The following is an 18,359-nucleotide window of genomic DNA, read 5'->3' on the forward strand; positions in this document are numbered from 1 at the left end:
CGCCGCCTCGTGTCCCTATTGCTTCAAGCGCCGCCCAGCACACCCCACAGGAACCCGAACACCATCGCATCATGCTCGGCCTGCTCCAGCTCATCGGAGCCGCCGTGGCCGCCTTCCGTATTCTCCCGATACCACACGTGCTGCGCGCCCAGCGCCTGCATGCGCGCGGCCATTTTGCGCGCATGGCCGGGATGCACGCGATCGTCGGCGGTCGACGTCGTGAATAGCACCGGCGGATACGCGACACCCGCCGCGAGGTTGTGATACGGCGAATACGCGGCGAGCGCACGCGCTTCATCGGGTTCGTCGGGGTCGCCGTACTCGTCGATCCACGAGGCGCCCGCATGCAGCAGGTGATAGCGGCTCATATCGAGCAACGGCACCTCGCAGACGACCGCGCCGAATAGCTGCGGCCGCTGCACCATGCAGGCGGCCACCAGCAAACCGCCGTTGCTGCCGCCCTGAATGCCGAGCTGTGCGGCGCTCGTCACGCCGGTCGCGATCAGTGCCTCGGCGACCGCGATGAAATCATCGAACGCGCGCTGGCGATGCTCGCCTTGCGCCGCCGTGTGCCAGCGCGTGCCGAACTCGCCGCCGCCGCGAATATGCGCGACCACGTACACGCCGCCGCGTTCGAGCCAGCCGATGCCCTGCCCCGTCAGATAGCTCGGCAGCAGCGGAATCGCGAAGCCGCCGTAGCCGCTCAGCAGACATGGGCGCGTCGGGCTGTCATCGCCCGGCGATGACTGCGCTTCCTTCGGCCCAATCACCGTGTAGGGTACGCGCGTGCCATCGGCCGATACCGCATGTCCGCGCGTCACCGCGACGCGCGTCGCGTCGAACTGCGTCGGCCAACGGTCGAGCAACTCCCATTCGCCGGGCTCCTCGAGCGCGAGATCGGAGAGCCAGTAGGCGGGCGGTTGCAGATAATCGTCGGTGTCGACGAACACTTCGTCGTTCAGTGTCGACTCGACCGGCGACACGTCGACCTGCGCATCGCCGCGCGACGCGAACACGCGCTCACGCCACTGCCAGGTGCCGTCCTCGCGCTGCGACGGCGTCCAGATCAGCGTCTTGCCGCGCACGTCGTCGAGATACGACACGATCAGATGATGGCGCGTATGCGACCACTCGCAGGCCGAGGTCAGCGGCGTCGGCGTGAAGAGCGGCGTCACGTCGCGCTCGCCGCGCAGAAACGCGTCCTCGCGAATCGCGAGCAGCGCGCCGCCCGGATAGCGCGCGAGATTGCCGTCCCACTCGCACTCCCAATCGAGCCGCGGCTCGAGCAACAGCCAGCCCTGCCACGCCCCCACCGCGACGTGCGACGGCACTTCGTAACGATGCCAGGCGTCGCTAGCGTCGTCGAGGTAATACGTGTGCGAATCGAAAAAGTCGACGCTGCTCGTCACCGTATGCCGGCGATCGACCGGATCGTAATGCGCCTCCACGCCAATGTCGCCAAACTCGCCGCGAAACACGACGGGCGCATCGGCGAGCGCCGTACCGCGGGTCCAGCGCCGCACGTCGCGCGGATAACCGGAGCGCGTCAGCGTCTTGCGCCCATTGTCCCAGCCGACGTACAGCGTATCGCGATCGATCCACGACACCGTGTGCTTGCCCGCCTTCGCAATCGCGAAGCCATCGTCGACGAAACGCCGCGCGTCGAGATCGAACTCGCGCACGACGAGCGCATCCGAACCGCCCGGCGACATCGTGATCAGCGCGCGGTCGCCGTCCGGATAAAGGATATCGAGATCGACGCACACCCACGGCGTGCCGTCGGCCGCGCCGAGCGCGTCGAAGTCGAGCAGGTTCTGCCACACCGGCGCGCCGTTGCGCCATGCGGCCCACGCAGTGCGTCGCCAGATACCGCGCGGATTGCGCTCGTCCTGCCACAAATCGTAGGCCCAGTCCTTCCAGCGATCCGGAATCACCGGACGCTCGCGCGGCAGATAGGCATCGGCGAGCCGCCGTCTGAGCGTGTCGAACGACTCGCCGCTGCACCACGCCACGCGGGTGCGCGCATTCTGCGCGTCGACCCATGCGAGTGCGTCAGCGTCGTACAGCTCTTCGAGCGACAGGAAAGGATCGGGGGAAAGCGGCCACTCGAACGTGGCGGGAGAAGCTGAAGAAGCTGGCATCGTCGGCTGTTGGATCGGAACAGCGTTGATTATGCCTCGTGCGCGGTGGCTGACGGTTTGCCGCGGGGCGCGATGCAACAACGACGAAGGCGGCCTGAGCCGCCCCCGCCTGCCATGCAGCATCGCTCAGAACGAGCGCGTCAAGGCTCCAGATTGAGCTCCTGAATCTTGCGCGTAATCGTATTGCGCCCGATGCCGAGCCGCTCGGCCGCCTCGACCTTGCGGCCGCGCGTGAAGTCGAGCGCCTCGCGGATCACGGCCGCTTCGAAGCGGCGCGCGAGTTCGTCCATCACGTCGGCCGCGTTTTCGCGCAGCATGCGCGCGACTTCGGTGCGCAAGCCGCCTTCCCATGCGCTCAGCGCGGTGGCGACCGACGCACCGGCCGCCCCACCCGGATGCACGAGCGCGCCGCCGTTCGTGCCAGCGAGCGGCACGCCGCCCGCGATTCCCGCATTGGTCGCCACGGTGCCATCCGTCGTCGCGCCGGCAGCGGCGCCCGCACCGAGCTCGCTCCCGGCGCCGTGCGCGGGACCGAGATCGGGCGGCAGATCCTTGATTTCGATCGTCTGCGCGGGCGCCATCACCGTGAGCCAGTTCGCGAGGTTCTCGAGTTGCCGCACATTGCCCGGAAACGGCAGCGACGCGAGATACGCGAGCGCCTCCTCGGACACGCGCTTCGGTTCGACGCCGAGATCGCGCGCACTCTTTTGCAGGAAATGCCGCGTCAGCAGCGGGATATCCTCGTTGTGCTCGCGCAACGCGGGCAGCCGCAGACGGATCACGTTGAGACGGTGATACAGGTCCTCGCGAAACAGTCCCTGCCGCACGCGCGATTCGAGATTCTGGTGCGTCGCCGCGATCACCCGCACATTCGCGCGCAACGGATTGTGGCCGCCCACACGATAGAACTGCCCGTCCGACAGCACGCGCAACAGACGCGTCTGCAGATCGAACGGCATGTCGCCGATTTCGTCGAGAAACAGCGTGCCGTTCTCGGCCTGCTCGAAGCGTCCCTGGCGCATCGCCTGCGCGCCGGTGAACGCCCCGCGTTCATGACCGAACAGTTCGGACTCCAGCAAATCCTTCGGAATCGCGGCCGTGTTCAACGCGATGAAGGGGCCGTTCGCGCGTGGGCTATGTCGGTGCAACGCACGCGCGACCAGTTCCTTCCCGGTGCCTGATTCGCCGGTAATGAGCACGGTGGCCGCCGAATGCGACAGGCGGCCGATCGCGCGAAACATGTCCTGCATCGCGGGCGCCTGGCCGAGCATCTCGGGCGCTTCGGCGACGCGGTCGTCCCACGTCTGCTCGCCGCGCATGCTTTCGTCGACCGCGCGGCGAATCAGCTCGACGGCCTTGTCGACGTCGAACGGCTTCGCCAGATACTCGAACGCGCCGCCCTGGAATGCGGCGACCGCGCTATCGAGATCCGAGAACGCGGTCATGATGATGACCGGCAAGCCCGGCACCTTGTCGCGTACGGTTTGCAGCAGCTCCAGCCCGGAGCCGCCAGGCATGCGGATATCGGAGACCAGCACCTGCGGGCTGTCGTGATCGAGTGCGGCCGACGCTTCGCGCACGTTCGCGAAGCTGCGCGTCGCGAAGTTTTCGCGCGCCAGCGCTTTCTCGAGCACCCAGCGAATTGATTGATCGTCGTCTACTATCCAGATCGGCTTCATATAGGTCGGTCAGAAGTCTTGAGGTGCTTGTGTTATCTAGAGGTCGAGCGGCAGCAGAATCTGAAACTCGGTATGGCCCGGCCGGCTTTCCACCTCGATCAGACCTTCGTGCTGCTGCACGAAGGTCTGCGCTAGCGTGAGACCGAGACCGCTGCCGTCCTCGCGCCCCGACACGAGCGGATAGAAAATGCGGTCGCGAATCTCTTCGGGAATGCCTGGGCCGTTGTCGATGATATGCAAGTCCAATGCCAGCTTGCACAGGCGTTTTGAAATCGTGACCTTGCGCGCGATGCGCGTGCGCAATTCGATGCGCGCATCGCCCTGCGAGATCCGCTCGCGCAACGCCTCGGCCGCATTGCGCACGATGTTCAGCAGCGCCTGGATCAGTTGCTCCTTGTCGCCGCGCAGATCCGGCACGCTGACGTCGTAGTCGCGCTCGATCGTCAGGCCGCGCGGAAACTCCGCGAGAATCACCTGACGCACGCGCTCGCACACCTCGTGAACATTCACGTCGCCGACGATATGCGGATGCCGGTGCGGTTCGAGCAAGCGGTCGACCAGCGTTTGCAGACGGTCCGACTCCTTGATGATGACCTGGGTGTACTCGCGCAACTCGTCGCGCTGACGTTCGCCGAGTTCGAACTCGAGCAGTTGCGCGGCGCCGCGAATCCCGCCCAGCGGATTCTTGATTTCGTGCGCGAGATTGCGGATCAGATGCTTGTTGACGGCCGTCAGGTCGTTGATGCGCTCTTCGCGGTCGGTGCGCAGATGCCGCTCGTTCTCGAATAGTTCGAGCAACACGTAGTCCTGCGCGCTTTCAAGAAAACCGACGATCGCATGCACGTGCAGCGGCTCGTGGCCGGGACGCTCGAGCACGGCGTCCAGATGCGTCGCGTGAAAACGGTGCGCGGCGATCGCGGTGATCGTCGCGACCAGTTCGTCCGCGTTCGAGAAGATGTCTGGCCACGCCATCTGCGTGAGTTGCTTGCGAGACATCTCCAGCATCGACTCCGCCGACGGATTCGCGAACGCGACGCGCAGCGTGCGCTTCTCGAGCACCAGCAAGACGGTCGGCAGCGCCTCGAAGCCTGGCAGCAGGCCAGAACTCACGAGCTGTATGTCGTCCGACAGCGTCTGTTCGTGTCCTTTCCTTGCCTTGATCAGATTCTTGAGAACCATCTTGCAGTCTGGCCGGTAGGAGATGGTGATAAATCAGGAGTGCTGCTTTATTGTGCTTCACCGAATGCCGTGTTGCCCGCGCGCGGCCGGCCGTGCGTACGATCTAACGAAAAAGGGACGGCGCCGCCGTCCCTTCGTGACCGATCGCGAGCGTCGGGCAAAGCGCTTCGCCGGGTGAAGGGCGAAGCGCCATGGCCGCTTACAGCGAGTAATACATTTCGAATTCGATCGGGTGCACCGACTGACGATAACGCTGCAGTTCCGTCGTCTTCAGTTCGATGTACGCGTCGAGCATCGCATCCGTGAACACGCCGCCGCGCGTCAGGAACTCGCGGTCCGCGTCGAGCGAGTCGAGAGCCTGGTCGAGGCCCGCGCACACGGTCGGGATCTTTGCATCCTCTTCCGGCGGCAGGTCGTACAGGTTCTTGTCGGCGGCTTCGCCCGGGTGAATCTTGTTCTGCACGCCGTCCAGACCCGCCATCATCAGCGCGGAGAAGCACAGGTACGGATTCGCCAGCGGATCCGGGAAGCGCGTTTCGATACGGCGGCCCTTCGGGTTCGACACGTGCGGAATTCGGATCGATGCCGAACGGTTGCGAGCCGAGTAAGCGAGCTTGACCGGCGCTTCGAAGTGCGGCACGAGACGCTTGTACGAGTTCGTACCCGGGTTCGTGATCGCGTTCAGCGCGCGAGCGTGCTTGATGATGCCGCCGATGTAGAACAGCGCGAATTCCGACAGACCTGCGTAACCATTGCCCGCGAACAGGTTCTGGCCGTCCTTCCAGATCGACTGGTGAACGTGCATGCCCGAACCGTTATCGCCGACGACCGGCTTCGGCATGAACGTTGCCGTCTTGCCGTACGTGTGCGCGACGTTTTGGATGATGTACTTCAGTTGCTGCGTCCAGTCGGCGCGCTGCACCAGCGTCGAGAACTTCGTGCCGATTTCATTCTGGCCCATGCCCCCCACTTCGTGGTGATGCACTTCGACCGGAATGCCGATCTGTTCGAGCAGCAGACATATTTCCGAACGGATGTCCTGGAACGAATCGACCGGCGCGACCGGGAAGTAGCCGCCCTTGGTGCCCGGACGGTGGCCGGTGTTGCCGCCTTCGAATTCCTTCGCCGACGACCACGGTGCTTCTTCCGAACCGATCTTCACGAAGCAGCCCGACTGATCCGTGTTCCACTGGACCGAGTCGAAAATGAAGAATTCCGGTTCCGGACCGAAGTACGCGGTGTCGCCGAGGCCCGAGCTCTTCAGGTACGCTTCGGCGCGCTTCGCGAGCGAGCGCGGGTCGCGCTCGTAGCCCTTGCCGTCAGCCGGTTCGACGACGTCACAGGTCAGCACGAGGGTCGATTCTTCGTAGAACGGGTCGATGAAGGCCGTGTTCGCGTCCGGGACCAGCAACATGTCCGATGCTTCGATGCCCTTCCAGCCGGCAATCGACGAACCGTCAAACGCATGGCCGCTTTCGAACTTGTCTTCATCGAATGCCGACACCGGCACCGAAACGTGTTGTTCTTTGCCGCGCGTGTCGGTGAAACGGAAGTCGACAAACTTGACGTCTTCGTCCTTGACGAGTTGAATGACGTCGGCCACGGATTTACTCATAACCTATCTCCTGATTAACAATTTCGGCGGATTCAGCCGCCGCCCAATCTAGCTGACCCATCCCGGAACGTCCACTTATATGGCGTCGCGGGCGGAAAATTCTGCCGGGATAAATCGATCGGCACCAATAAAGCAGATAGTGTGCCACCTCTGGGCCTCGTATGGGCCAATCCGGCGCACACCATTGCGCCGCTTACGTTTGCCGGCCACGCACGAGGCGAGAGCAGCCTCGCAAACAAACGTGCGGGCATCGCAACGCACCAATTTCGCGCATTCACCGCTTTGGAAATGACGATCCCTACCATTGTGGTGCATTCAGCAGGAATTGCACCATATTTGCGCATCGAGGTTGGGACGGCGCCCGCGACTGCCCGGCGCCGTCCAGTCTACACAGGTCTGTGCGCTGCCTGCAGCGCGCTAGAATGATCATCTGGTCCGAAGGAGATTGACGCTCATGAGCACGCTCGAACAGCTTTACGCGAAGGCGGACGCCCGCCGCACCGAGAACCAACTGCCCTACGCGGGCGCGGTATCGCCGGCCGAGGCGTTCGAACTGCTGGAACTCGATCCGCGCACGCGTCTCGTCGACGTGCGTACCCGCGCCGAGCTCGACTGGGTCGGCCGGCCGGTGATCGGTGATGGCCAATACGCGCATGTCGAATGGACGCGCTACCCGGGCGCGGTGCCCAATCAGGAGTTCGTGCAGCAACTGGCGCAGGTCGCCTCGCCCGACACGCCGGTGCTGTTCCTGTGCCGCAGCGCCGCGCGCTCGAAGCTCGCCGCGATCGCCGCGACCCAAGCCGGCTTCACGAAGGCGTATGACCTGCTGGAAGGCTTCGAAGGCGACAAGGACGGCCAGGGGCATCGGAAGACGGTGTCGGGATGGTGTTTTCGCGGCTTGCCGTGGATCGGAGCCTGATGACGCGTGGCGCACTGCCCGCATCCGCGGAAACCCGTGGCGCGGCGCTGAAGCAGGCCGATTGAAACGGTTCGCGCCGACCACGCATTGATTGCATCGTCGGCGCGAGTTGTGACACTGCGATGTCGCGGTTCGCGCCAACCTGACCCTCAGGCGCGGACCGCTTGTTTCGTCGAGCGCCGCCCGCGCGGCGCTCCATTGTGTTCAGGGCGCGGCCGAAATCCCGAACACATGCAACTTGCCCGCGCTGACCTGTTTCGGCAGCGTGACGCTCGCCACGAGCTTGCCCGGCGTCAGTGGCACGCTCTGCGCGAACAGATAGGTCTTGACGCCGTCGTTGCTGCCGTCGCCGGCATTGCGATAGGTCGTCGTCAACGCGATCGGGTCCACCGGCGCCGCACCGCCACCATTGAGCGTCCAGTCGTCGAACGTGAGCGTGAAAGGTGTGGTCGTGCCGTCCGTATAGGTAACGAGCGCGGCACCCGAGCTCGGGCCATTGTTCGCGGAACCGAGCAGCACCAATGAGCGGCCCGTCGTGCCGGGCGGCATCGCGATGGTCTGCCCCACCGCCACGGCGTTATCGAGCGGACCGCCAGACAAGACGAAGCTCGCGCCACCGAAGGAGAACGGTTTGCCCGGCGCTGCGCCCGCCGCCGTCAAGGCCTGCGACGAGTAGCTGAACAGCGAGCCGTCGAAGTCCGCACCCAGACCATCGGTATCGGTGCTGCCGTCGCTGCCGATGCCGTGGTTGTTGAATGCGTCGGCCACATTCCGCGCGAGCGGCACGCCATACGAAGGGGGTGCGTCCGCCGCGCTCGTCCCCCACTGGGAGGGAGACGAACCCATCACGAAGTTCAGCGTGGCGCCGTCGGCGAGCGTATCGATGTCGAGCCACGAACCATGGTGGGCCGTGCCGTTGACGCTCAGGCTCTGCACATACTTCGCGCTGGGCGCACCGGGTGCATGGATACGCAGCGTCTTGCCGTTGCCCAGATGAACGGTGATCGACGCAAACTGCGGACTGCCGATCGCGAGACCGCCGACACCCGGTATCTCCGGATAAAGACCCAACGCCCCCCACACGTACCATCCGGACACCGCGCCGAGATCGTCATTGCCGGGCAAACCGTTCGGCCCTGTGCCGAAGGCGCTCGCCATGATCTGCTGGACCACGTTCTGCGTGCCCGACGGCGAACCCGCCCAGTTATATAGCCACGGCACCTCGAAGGTCGGTTCGTTGCCCATATAGAAATTGGGCAGGCTCATCCCCGCGTTCAACACCGTAAAGAACGCGTTCAGGCGCGACACCGCCGCCGTGTTGCCGCCCAGTTGCGCAAACAGTCCGACCGGGTTGAACGGCACCATCCACGTGTACTGCTCGGCATTGCCTTCGACGTAGTTGTCGGTGCTGCTCTGCGTCTGCGCAATCCAGCTTCCGTCCGGGTTGCGCGCGGCGATCAGAGGCGGCGACAGCGACGTGTTGAGCAGATTCTGCCAATAGGCCGAGCGGCTCAGCAGCATCTTCTGGATCGTTGAATTGCCCAGTTGGCCGGCAAACTGCGAAATGGCGAAATCGCTGCTGGCGTATTCGAGCGTCGACGATGCCTGCCCCCATTCGCCATTCGTGATGTAGCCGAACTGCAGATAACTGGCGCGGCCGCCGTTCGTGGTCACGCCATTGCACGCCGTTCCGGGAACGTTGGCCATCTTGATCATGTGCTTCAGCGCGCCCGAGGTATCGAACGCTCGCGCGCCGAATGCATAGGCGCCCGCCACGATCAGCGAGCCGGCGTCGCCGGGCATCACGCCATCCTCGACGTTGTCGTTGACCCAATGCGGAATCGCGCCGCACTGATCCGCATCGTTGACTAGCGACTGCGCCATATCGCTGGTTTCCTGAGGAAACAGCGTGGCTTTGAGCGGAATCAGCGAGCGATAGATGTCCCAGCCCGAAAAGCTGGTGTACTGCGCCGCGTGGCCCGCGCTAACCGTATGGACCTGCTGGTCGAAGCCGATATATTGGCCGTTGGAATCGCTGAATACGCTCGGCGCCCACAGCGCGTGATAGAACGCCGTATAAAACTTCGTCAGCGCAGTCGTGTCCTGACTACTCACCTGAATCGTATTGAGGCGCTGATTCCATATCGCATCGGCCACGGCCTTTACACCGTCGAAATCCCAGGACGGATTTTCCTTGTCGAGATTACCCTTGGCATTGGCGACGCTGACGTATGAAATACCGATTTTCATCATGACCGTGTTCGCTTTACCGAAATTCATCACGGCGCGTCCTTGGGTAAAAGAAGATTTGTTTGCAAATGGCTGACTGAATTGCGCATAAAAGTACACCGGCACATTCGTCGAATTGCCGCAGAAATGTCCGCCGGTCGTACTGCCTGAAATCGTCCGCGCGTCCACCTGCGTGACAGAGCCGGCCACACCCGTTTGCGTGTTCGTATAGGTCGTGTCGAGCACCAGAGTAGACGACCCTTGATCCGGATACGTGAAGCGGCCGAAGCCGGTGCGCAACGTCGCCGTCAGTTCGACCTTGATCTGATTGTCCAGCAACACCGAATAAGCGCCGGCTACCGCCTTCTCATTCGCGTGGTTGAACGTTTGCGCGAGCGGCTTTGTTGCATCGAGCGTCGGCATCATGGGGAATTCGCCGTCATTGCCGGAACAGCCCGCGCCGCTCATATGCGTGAGACTGAAGCTCTGGATCGAGCCGATGTCGTAGTAGTAACCGGCCGGCGAACCAGGCTCCGCGCTGTTCGACGGAGCCGGCGTGGTATTCGTATCGGGCGCCCATTGCACCATGCCGTTCGGCAGACCCGCCGCGGGCACCACGCTGGCGGCTTGACCCGCGGGCACCGGATTCGGCGAGTCGCTCGCCAGGGTGCCGATCAAGGGATTGACGTATTGAGTCAGGCGCTGACTCGCGTTGTTGGCCGCGAAAGCTTGCGCGTTATCGTTTGCTGCATTGGCGACGGACCCGTTGGATGCGGCGTTTGCACTACTCTGAGCCACGCCACGAAGCTGGTTCGACGCCACCGCGGCAGAGCCGGCCTGACTGCCCGGACTATCTCCTCCACAACCCGTCATAGCACCGGTAATAAGCAAAGCGACCGAAAGACGGCGTATATCTATCACGGCTGCCTCCTGAGTATTGTTTAGTCATCCGTTTAGTCGTCGCGATTATCGTTTGACGATCGGGTCAATGACTGGAGGCCATGCTATAGGAGCGATTCGAATTGCGTCAATCGATTATCCATTCCGATTTAAGTTTATTTTAATTTACTAAACAAACTAAAATTCGCGATGGAATATCCAATTATTGGATTAATCGAGGCAATGGAATGGACCGGGTCTGGAGGAATGCCCGGTTATGCATAACGAATTTTATTTAGCAATGCCCGTAGAGATACTTGAATGCCGACGATGAGTCGCATCGAGAGGCACGCAGAAGAAGCGGCGATTAGTTGCGCGGAGTTGCCGGCCCCGCGCTGCGCGCATGTCGATGTGCGTTGAAGCGGCATGTGCGCGCGGCGCCCGACATCCTGAACTGCGCGGGTCGTACAGTACAGCTGCCCGGCGGACCGCTGTCACCCGCTCAGCTTCGCGGCTTACCCGTGGCCGCTGCCGCCGTAGCCGCCGCTTCAGGCTCGACGATATCGCCACCGAGCAGATGCACCCCCTCTCGCAGCTTCACAAACGCCGCGGCGACGGCTTCCGGTTCACCCTTCACACCCAGATCGATGTGATGCCGCGCATACACGCCGCCGCGCTCCGCATCCCCGACGCTCGGCAGGCTGAACACCCGCACGCCCGGAAAATCGCGCTCGATTTTCTCCATCAGCGGCGTCACGCGCGACTCCGGCAACTCGAACACCAGCAGCGATTTTTCAGCGTGCGGCGTCGTGTGATGCAGATGCGCGTACTGCGTGTCGAGCACCCACTCGATCATCGGCCAGGCCATCACCGGAAAACCCGGCACGAAATGGTGTTGGCGGATCGAAAAGCCCGGAATCTTGTTGTAGCCGTTCGGAATGATGTCGGCGCCCTGCGGGTACGTGCCCATATTCAGGCGATGCCGGTTCTCGGGCGAGTTCAGATCGAGCGGCGCCGGCGAGTTCGCCGGATACATGTCGCGGATACGCTCCTGAATCAGCTTCGCGGCTTCCGGATGCAGCTCGAGCGGCACGCCGAGCGCGGCCGCCGCGCACTGGCGCGTGTGGTCGTCCGGTGTCGCACCGATACCGCCTGTCGAGAACACGATGTCGCCCGACGCGAACGTGCGCCGCAGCGTCGCCGTGATGCGCTCCGGATCGTCGCCGATGTACTCCGCCCAGCCGAGCGACAGCCCGCGCCCGCGGAGCAACTCGATGACCTTCGGCAGATGCTTGTCGACGCGTCTGCCCGACAGGATTTCATCGCCGATGATGATGACGCCAAATGCCATTGCCGCCTCTTTATTTTGATCAATAGGGAACCGGCGCGACCTCGCGCGCGCCGCCAGGCGCTTCCGCCCGCATGCGCTGCAGCGCGCGCAGGCAGTAGTCGCCGAACCATAGCGCCGAGAACACGAGGATGAACGCGTAAATCCAGATCGTCACCGTCGTGATCACCGGGAACAGCACAATCAGCCATACCGACGACGCCCACAACAGCGTCGGCAACGAACCTAGCAGGCCGCTCACGATACCGATCAGCAGCAACGGCAGCCGGTGGCGCCGCACCAGTTCGCGCCGCTCGTCGCGCGTCGCATGCAACGAGAGCGCGTCGTAGGTCATCACGCGATACGTGAGCCATCCCCACAGCAGCGGCGGAATCAACGCGAAGAATGGCGGCACGAGCCACAGCGGCAACGTGACGATCAGCAGCGCGAGACACAGCAGCGTGGTCCAGAGCGCCTGACCGAGGCTACCGTACCACGTTCCGCCGTGGCGCATCTCCAGCCCGGCGAACTGGCGGGCCGCGAGAAAGCGGATCACGGCCGACATCGACAGCATGGCGATCAGCAGCAGCACCGTGACGACGATCAGCGGGATCGCCATCGCAATCACGATGAACGGCGCGATGACCGCGTGCAGCGTCGAAAAACCGAGCACGTCGAACAGATGATAAAGCGTGGCGGTGAAGGACCAATCGTCGAGCCAGGTGCGCGTCGCGCCGGTCAGCGTCTGCCAGAAGAACCACAGGAGTACGCCCCAGCCGACCGTCGCGACGATAAACGGTTTGAAGGTCAGCCAGAGCATGCGCGGATGCAACGCGCTTGCGAGTGCGCGCCCAAACGAGCGCAACAGATCATTCATGCGAGCCAGTGCCTGCGAACGAAACGATGGACGGGAGAATCGCGCCGCGCCCGGGCCAGGCATGCTGGGGCACTGGAGGGTGCGCTCGAACGTGCACAGCATAAACCAAGGGACGCGCCGCCGGTGGAGGTGAGCAGCACGGCGGAGTGCGCGCTCGAATGGATCCGCAGTGGACTCGGAACGGTCTCTGAACCGACTCAAACGGCAGCGGTGTCGTTGCCGGCTGCGCGACGCTTCGATACGAGGCGATGCGCGATGCGCACGAAGGCGAACCAGTGCTGCGCCCAGAATCCATCGCCATAGCGGCGGCCTTCGAGCTGATCGCTGATACCGGTCGGCTCCATATCGCGGCTCCACGACACGCTGCGGAACAACATGTCCCACCACGGGAACAGCACGCCGAAATTGCAGCCGTAATTGAGCCCTTCATGACCGTACCCGATCGCGTGGTGACGGCGGTGGAACGCCGGGCTGACGAGCAGCCGCTCGCCGAGCCAGCCGTAATACAGGCGGATGTTCGCGTGCTGCACGCTTTGCGCGAGATTCGTGATCGCAACCAGCACGACGAACTGCGACGGCGGCACACCGATTGCGAGCGCAATCATCGCGAAGAAAGACGCCTGCAGCAGTTCGTCGAGCAGATGGTTGCGATCGTCGGACCACAGCGACATCTGCCGCTGACTATGGTGTACCGCATGCAGCTCCCACCACACGCCGAAGCGGTGCTGCCAGCGGTGATACCAGTAGCCGGCGAAATCGAGTACGAGCAGATACATGACGAACGTGACGAGCGGCTGCGTGGTCACGCCGGGCCACAGGTTGTCGAAGTTCAGGTTCGCGATGCCGTGCAGCCGCAGCCAGCCTTGCACGTTGTCGAAGAACGGCTGCAGCGCGAAGAAAAAGAACAGGTTCAGAATGCCGAGCTTGGCGATCCACGTGTACAGCACGTCGACGCGCACGGCCTTGCGGTTCTCCCATTGCTCGACCGGGCGCAGCGCCTCGAGGGGACGCAGGATCGCGTACATCGCGAGCACCTCGAGCACACCGACGATGACCCAGTACAGGCTGTCGTAGGTGTCCTCGTCGTAGTCCATCAGATTGAACCGGAACAGCAGCGGCTGCACCACGTCGACGTACAGCCACGTCTGCGCGGCTGAAACGAAGCTGTCGAGTGAGGAGAAAATCAGATGGAACATGATGCTGGCCTGTTACTTCATCCTTGGTGGCTCGTGGCGTCCTTGCTCTGCTCGGTTGCCCTCGGGCACTGTCGGGCACCCTCAGGTCCCTCAAGCGCCGTTCGGCGCCGTCACCGGCGCGCGGTCGAAGAAATAGATTCCGTGCGGCGAGCGGCCCACCGCAATGGTCTGGATCAGCTTGCGCGTGTTGAGATCGATGATGCCCACGTGCTTCGCGAAGCGGAAGGTCACCCACAGATAGCGTTTGTCGGCGGAAAGTTCCATATCGTCGGGTCCCGGCATCAGGCCGGTGATGTCGCCGACGTTGGTGAGCGTGTCTTCGTCGATGATGCTGATCGTGCTAGCGACGCGGTTCGACACCGCGACATGCTTGCCGTCGGCGAGCGAGCGGAAATTGTGAGCGCCCTTGCCCGTGTGAATCGTCTTGACGACCTTCTGGTTGCGCCAGTCCACCACGGCGACGCAGTCCTCGCCTGTCATGCCGACGAGCAGGTACTTTTCCCCCGGCGTCATCCACAGTCCCGCGGGCACCTTGCCGACCTTCATCTTCCATTTGACGGTTTGCGTGGGCAGGTCGATGGCGGCGAGCTCGCCCGAGATCTGCAGCGAGACGAACACCGTCTTGCTGTCATTCGAGAACGCCATGTGGCTCGGCATCACCGCGAGCGGCAGCCGTGAAGCCAGCGTCATCTGGTTTTTCTGGTTGTCGTAGTGATAGATGTCGAGTCGATCGAGCCGCAGTCCCGTAGTGACGAGCCACTTGCGATCAGCCGAAAAACCGATTTGATATGGATCTTCGATGTTCTCGACCCAGCGCTGTAACTGCCCCGTTTTCGGATCGACGAACATCAGGCTGTTCGACACCGAATTGGCGACGATCAGCGAGGAATTGTCCGGCGTGGCCATCAGGTGATGCGGTTCCTTGCCCGTGGGCACGGTGCCGATGACCTGGCGGCTGTTCTCGTCGATCAGGCTCAGCGTGGCCTCGCCGGAATTGAGCACGATCACGTTATTGGCGTGCGCCGCCGGAGAAAAAAAGCCTGCGGCGGCGACCAGCACCGCGGTCGCGGCGAACGTGGCACTCAAGCCGGGAAGAAAAAATTTACGCATGAAAACTCGCTTCGGAGAACAACGGTCATTGTAGAACGTTTGCCGGTCCGGGCGGTTGACGCAAATCACTGGCGACGACCGAAAAATGACGGGTGCGATGAAGCGCGGCCGGGTGCGGGAGGTTTCGTCTGCCACGACCGGTTTGATGCTCGCGCCGCGGGTTTTCGAGTGAGGAATCAATGTGCTCTCCCTGTCAGTGTCAATCATGCATCAGCCACAGGTTAAAATCGCGCAAATGATTAGCGGGAACAATAAGAATACTCCTCTTTCCTTATCAATAAAAACCTAGCCGTATTAATATATTTTTTAGCCCGATTGAATTTCGGAGTTTGCTGATATCTGAATTGCACGCGGACATCGGAGAATTCTCCATACGCGCCGCCCCGGTAGCGCCTCCCCCATGAATCCCGAGCGCACATCGCCGGGCTGACGCGCGCTCGGCCAAATAACGCAAGCCTTACCAATGACCGTCGTTTTTGTATTTTCAATATTTTCAACCCCACCAGGCAATAACTTCACGTCAAAGTCGGAATACGCGCTGCGTGCCACTAACTACAATAATGCGGAGGATTTTTAATTGATGAACAAGAATATTTCGACAATTCGCCATACCACGTCTCAAATAAAAGTCGCAGCGCCGCGAACTGCCTGCCTGCAAAAACACCGTGCTTCCGCGCGTCAGAAAAGCATCGCCCGGGCGGTTCGAAGTACCGCGGGTGTTGCAATAGCGGCGGCGGCCCTTTACGTCACGGAAGCGACAGGCGCCGGCGTCGATTCCGTCGAGGTGGGCACGGCCAGCGCGCCCGGCGACATCGCGGTCGCGATAGGCGCACAGGCCACCGCAAGCGGCAACTCATCGCTGGCGGTCGGCTCGCAGGCGAACGCGCAAAACGACGGCGCGATCGCGGTAGGGGCGAACGCCACGGCGCAGGGCGATAGCGCCGTCGCCATGGGCCTCTCCTCTTCCGCACAAGGCGAAGGCGCGAGCGCCTTCGGGCCCTATGCGAATGCGCAAGCGGAACGCGCGACCGCGGTCGGTCTGAACGCGTCGGCGCTTGGCGTCGACTCGGTCGCAGCGGGCTCCGGTTCAATAGCGGCGGACTCGGCCGCCTCCGCGTTCGGCTCCCTATCCACGGCAACCGGCGTCGGATCGACCGCGCTCGGCTACGTCGCGCAGGCCGCAGGCGCCAACTCGCTCGCCGCCGGAGCATGGGCCTCGGCGCTCGCGGACTCGAGCGTCGCGCTTGGCAGCAATGCCGTCGTCAGCGGCGTCGGCGCCATCGCCCTCGGCGTTGCCGCGCAGGCACGCGGCGCCTACGCCAGCGCGATCGGCTTCGGCGCAACGGCCGCGGGAGCCGGCGCGATCGCGCTCGGCAGCAACGCAAACGCGAGCGCCGACAATAGCGTCGCGCTAGGCGCCAACGCCAGCACCACGACGGACCTGTCGCAAAGCGCGTTTGTGCCCGTGGGAACGGGCGCCACCCCGATCGCGGCCTCCAGCGCGACGGGCGAAGTCTCGCTCGGCTCGGCGAACAACGAGCGTCGCCTGACCAACGTCGCCGCGGGCGCCGCGCCCACCGACGCGGTCAACGTGAGCCAGTTGAGCGCGGTCGACAACAAGGTCGATGCACTCGCTCAAAGCAGCGCGCTGCATTACTTCAGCGCTGCTGACCCGGCCGACGGCTCCAACGAGGCGCTCGCGGACGGCACGCACGCGCTTGCCGCGGGCAGCAATGCCAGCGCTATGGGCAGCAACGCAACCGCATTCGGCACCAGCGCCAGCGCCAGCGCAACCGACTCGACCGCGATCGGCGCGGGCGCCGTCGCCGGCACGGCCGACGCGACCTCGCTGGGCGCGTCAGCGTCGGCCTACGGCTCCGGTGCGACGGCGCTCGGCTCCAACGCCACGGCGAACGGCGCCGGCGCCCTCGCGCTCGGCTCCGGTGCCAGCGCAACCGCCGACAACGCACTTTCGCTCGGATCTAACTCGAGCGCGCTAGTTGCAAACTCCGTCGCGCTCGGCCAGGGCTCGATCGCCGATCGCGCGGGTACCGTGTCGGTCGGTTCAACGGGCAACGAGCGCCAGATCACCAACGTCGCGGCTGGCACCGCCGACACCGATGCGGTCAACGTCGCCCAGCTGAAAGCGGTGAGCGACCAGAGCAGCGCGACCGCAGCGAAGCTCGACGGCGCGGTCATGTACGACACGAACGCCGACGGCAGCATCAACCGGAACAGCGTTACGCTCGGCGGCGATACCACGGAGGGCACCGTCATCCACAACGTCGCAGACGGCGTACAGGCGTCCGACGCGGTCAACCTCGGTCAGCTGAACGCGGCGCTCGAAGGCGCGATCAATAACGCGACGATCGGCTCGGCCGACCCGTTGTTCAGCGCGGCAGGCGATAGCGCGACTGAGAGCGCGCAGGCGTCCGGCGCGCACGCGATTGCGGCCGGGGCGAACGCGCGGGCGAGCGGCGTCAACACGGTCGCCGAGGGTGCGAACGCAGAGGCGGCCGGTACGAACGCGATTGCCGTCGGAGCGAATGCACAAGCAAGCGGCACCAACGCGGCAAGCATCGGAGCGAACGCCATCGTCAGCGGCAACAACGCGACGGCGGTCGGTGCCGCAGCCAGCGCGAGCGCCGACAACTCGGTGGCGTTAGGCCAGGGCTCCGTCGCCGACCGAGCGAACACGGTATCGGTTGGCGCGGCGGGCCAGGAACGCCAGATCGCCAACGTCGCGGCCGGCGTACGAGGCACCGACGCGGTCAACGTCAATCAGTTGCAGCAAAGCGTGAGCGGCGCGATCAGCGCGTCGAATCGCTATACCGACGACCAGATCCGCTCCGCCCGTCGGGACAGCTACGGGGGCACGGCATCGGCGCTCGCGATGGCAGCTTTGCCGCAAGCGGTCCTGCCGGGACACGGCATGGTCGCCATGGCGGGTGGCACGTACGGCGGTCAATCTGCGCTCGCAATCAGCGTGTCGCAGTTGTCGGACACCGGCAAATGGATCTACAAGGTCCAAGGCAGCACCGACTCTCGCCGACAGTTCGGCGCATCGATCGGCGCGGGGATGCATTGGTGAAATCAGCTCGTGCGAACGTATCGGACCGAGTCCGGCCGCGACGGCGTTCAAAGGACGCTCGGTGTACCCCGCGCGCACCGGTGCGCGGGCCCGCTCATCGGCCGCGGTGCACACCCA

At 63.7% G+C, this 18,359-nt stretch carries 11 protein-coding genes; 2 read left to right on the plus strand and 9 right to left on the minus strand.

Annotation, left to right across the window (positions count from 1 at the left end; all coding sequences use genetic code 11):
* Nucleotides 1-23 precede the first annotated feature (23 nt).
* The 4 genes from OKW41_RS33725 to glnA all read right to left on the minus strand — a co-directional run bounded on the left by OKW41_RS33725 (nucleotide 24) and on the right by glnA (nucleotide 6,614).
* Nucleotides 24-2,141, minus strand: a complete 2,118-nt coding sequence (locus tag OKW41_RS33725; protein WP_429575297.1) for a prolyl oligopeptidase family serine peptidase — start codon at nucleotides 2,139-2,141, stop codon at nucleotides 24-26.
* 140 nt (nucleotides 2,142-2,281) lie between these two features.
* Entirely contained in the window at nucleotides 2,282-3,820 is a 1,539-nt protein-coding gene (ntrC, locus tag OKW41_RS33730) for a nitrogen regulation protein NR(I) (RefSeq protein WP_429575298.1), read from the minus strand.
* A 36-nt stretch (nucleotides 3,821-3,856) separates the two neighbouring features.
* Complete coding sequence (gene glnL, locus OKW41_RS33735; RefSeq protein WP_429575299.1) at nucleotides 3,857-4,999, minus strand: nitrogen regulation protein NR(II); 1,143 nt, start codon at nucleotides 4,997-4,999, stop codon at nucleotides 3,857-3,859.
* 199 nt (nucleotides 5,000-5,198) lie between these two features.
* Nucleotides 5,199-6,614, minus strand: a complete 1,416-nt coding sequence (gene glnA / locus OKW41_RS33740; protein ID WP_429293433.1) for a type I glutamate--ammonia ligase — start codon at nucleotides 6,612-6,614, stop codon at nucleotides 5,199-5,201.
* Between the two features lie 454 nt (nucleotides 6,615-7,068).
* Here glnA and OKW41_RS33745 point away from each other — a divergent pair, with 454 nt between their 5' ends.
* Nucleotides 7,069-7,533 carry a rhodanese-like domain-containing protein gene (locus OKW41_RS33745; protein ID WP_184022229.1) on the plus strand — a complete coding sequence of 155 codons (465 nt, stop codon included), beginning with the start codon at nucleotides 7,069-7,071 and terminating at the stop codon, nucleotides 7,531-7,533.
* A gap of 204 nt (nucleotides 7,534-7,737) precedes the next feature.
* Here the strand turns inward: OKW41_RS33745 and OKW41_RS33750 are convergent, their stop codons facing one another.
* From OKW41_RS33750 to OKW41_RS33770, 5 genes are all read right to left on the minus strand, one after another.
* Nucleotides 7,738-10,635 (minus strand): GH92 family glycosyl hydrolase, encoded by a 2,898-nt coding sequence (locus OKW41_RS33750; protein WP_429576525.1) that lies wholly within the window; start codon nucleotides 10,633-10,635, stop codon nucleotides 7,738-7,740.
* 508 nt (nucleotides 10,636-11,143) lie between these two features.
* A complete protein-coding gene (locus OKW41_RS33755) occupies nucleotides 11,144-11,992 on the minus strand; it encodes a competence/damage-inducible protein A (RefSeq protein ID WP_429575300.1) in 849 nt (282 codons plus the stop codon).
* Nucleotides 11,993-12,011: 19 nt separating this feature from the next.
* Nucleotides 12,012-12,845: an EI24 domain-containing protein gene (locus OKW41_RS33760; protein WP_429450477.1), complete on the minus strand. Its 834-nt coding sequence runs from the start codon at nucleotides 12,843-12,845 to the stop codon at nucleotides 12,012-12,014.
* Nucleotides 12,846-13,042: 197 nt separating this feature from the next.
* Nucleotides 13,043-14,041 (minus strand): sterol desaturase family protein, encoded by a 999-nt coding sequence (locus tag OKW41_RS33765; RefSeq protein WP_429450479.1) that lies wholly within the window; start codon nucleotides 14,039-14,041, stop codon nucleotides 13,043-13,045.
* Between the two features lie 90 nt (nucleotides 14,042-14,131).
* A complete protein-coding gene (locus OKW41_RS33770) occupies nucleotides 14,132-15,151 on the minus strand; it encodes a beta-propeller fold lactonase family protein (protein WP_429575301.1) in 1,020 nt (339 codons plus the stop codon).
* Nucleotides 15,152-15,731: 580 nt separating this feature from the next.
* Here OKW41_RS33770 and OKW41_RS33775 point away from each other — a divergent pair.
* Nucleotides 15,732-18,242: a YadA family autotransporter adhesin gene (locus OKW41_RS33775; RefSeq protein WP_429575302.1), complete on the plus strand. Its 2,511-nt coding sequence runs from the start codon at nucleotides 15,732-15,734 to the stop codon at nucleotides 18,240-18,242.
* The last annotated feature ends 117 nt before the right edge of the window (nucleotides 18,243-18,359 follow it).

The sequence above is a fragment of the Paraburkholderia sp. UCT70 genome, assembly GCF_050434085.1.
Taxonomy (GTDB): domain Bacteria; phylum Pseudomonadota; class Gammaproteobacteria; order Burkholderiales; family Burkholderiaceae; genus Paraburkholderia; species Paraburkholderia tuberum.

Excerpts from the sequence above, each read along its gene's own strand:
- OKW41_RS33725 (WP_429575297.1), bottom strand. The coding sequence starts at position 2,141 with ATGCCAGCTTCTTCAGCTTCTCCCGCCACGTTCGAGTGGCCGCTTTCC.
- ntrC (WP_429575298.1), bottom strand. The coding sequence starts at position 3,820 with ATGAAGCCGATCTGGATAGTAGACGACGATCAATCAATTCGCTGGGTG.
- glnL (WP_429575299.1), bottom strand. The coding sequence starts at position 4,999 with ATGGTTCTCAAGAATCTGATCAAGGCAAGGAAAGGACACGAACAGACG.
- glnA (WP_429293433.1), bottom strand. The coding sequence starts at position 6,614 with ATGAGTAAATCCGTGGCCGACGTCATTCAACTCGTCAAGGACGAAGAC.
- OKW41_RS33745 (WP_184022229.1), top strand. The coding sequence starts at position 7,069 with ATGAGCACGCTCGAACAGCTTTACGCGAAGGCGGACGCCCGCCGCACC.
- OKW41_RS33750 (WP_429576525.1), bottom strand. The coding sequence starts at position 10,635 with ATGACGGGTTGTGGAGGAGATAGTCCGGGCAGTCAGGCCGGCTCTGCC.
- OKW41_RS33755 (WP_429575300.1), bottom strand. The coding sequence starts at position 11,992 with ATGGCATTTGGCGTCATCATCATCGGCGATGAAATCCTGTCGGGCAGA.
- OKW41_RS33760 (WP_429450477.1), bottom strand. The coding sequence starts at position 12,845 with ATGAATGATCTGTTGCGCTCGTTTGGGCGCGCACTCGCAAGCGCGTTG.
- OKW41_RS33765 (WP_429450479.1), bottom strand. The coding sequence starts at position 14,041 with ATGTTCCATCTGATTTTCTCCTCACTCGACAGCTTCGTTTCAGCCGCG.
- OKW41_RS33770 (WP_429575301.1), bottom strand. The coding sequence starts at position 15,151 with ATGCGTAAATTTTTTCTTCCCGGCTTGAGTGCCACGTTCGCCGCGACC.
- OKW41_RS33775 (WP_429575302.1), top strand. The coding sequence starts at position 15,732 with ATGAACAAGAATATTTCGACAATTCGCCATACCACGTCTCAAATAAAA.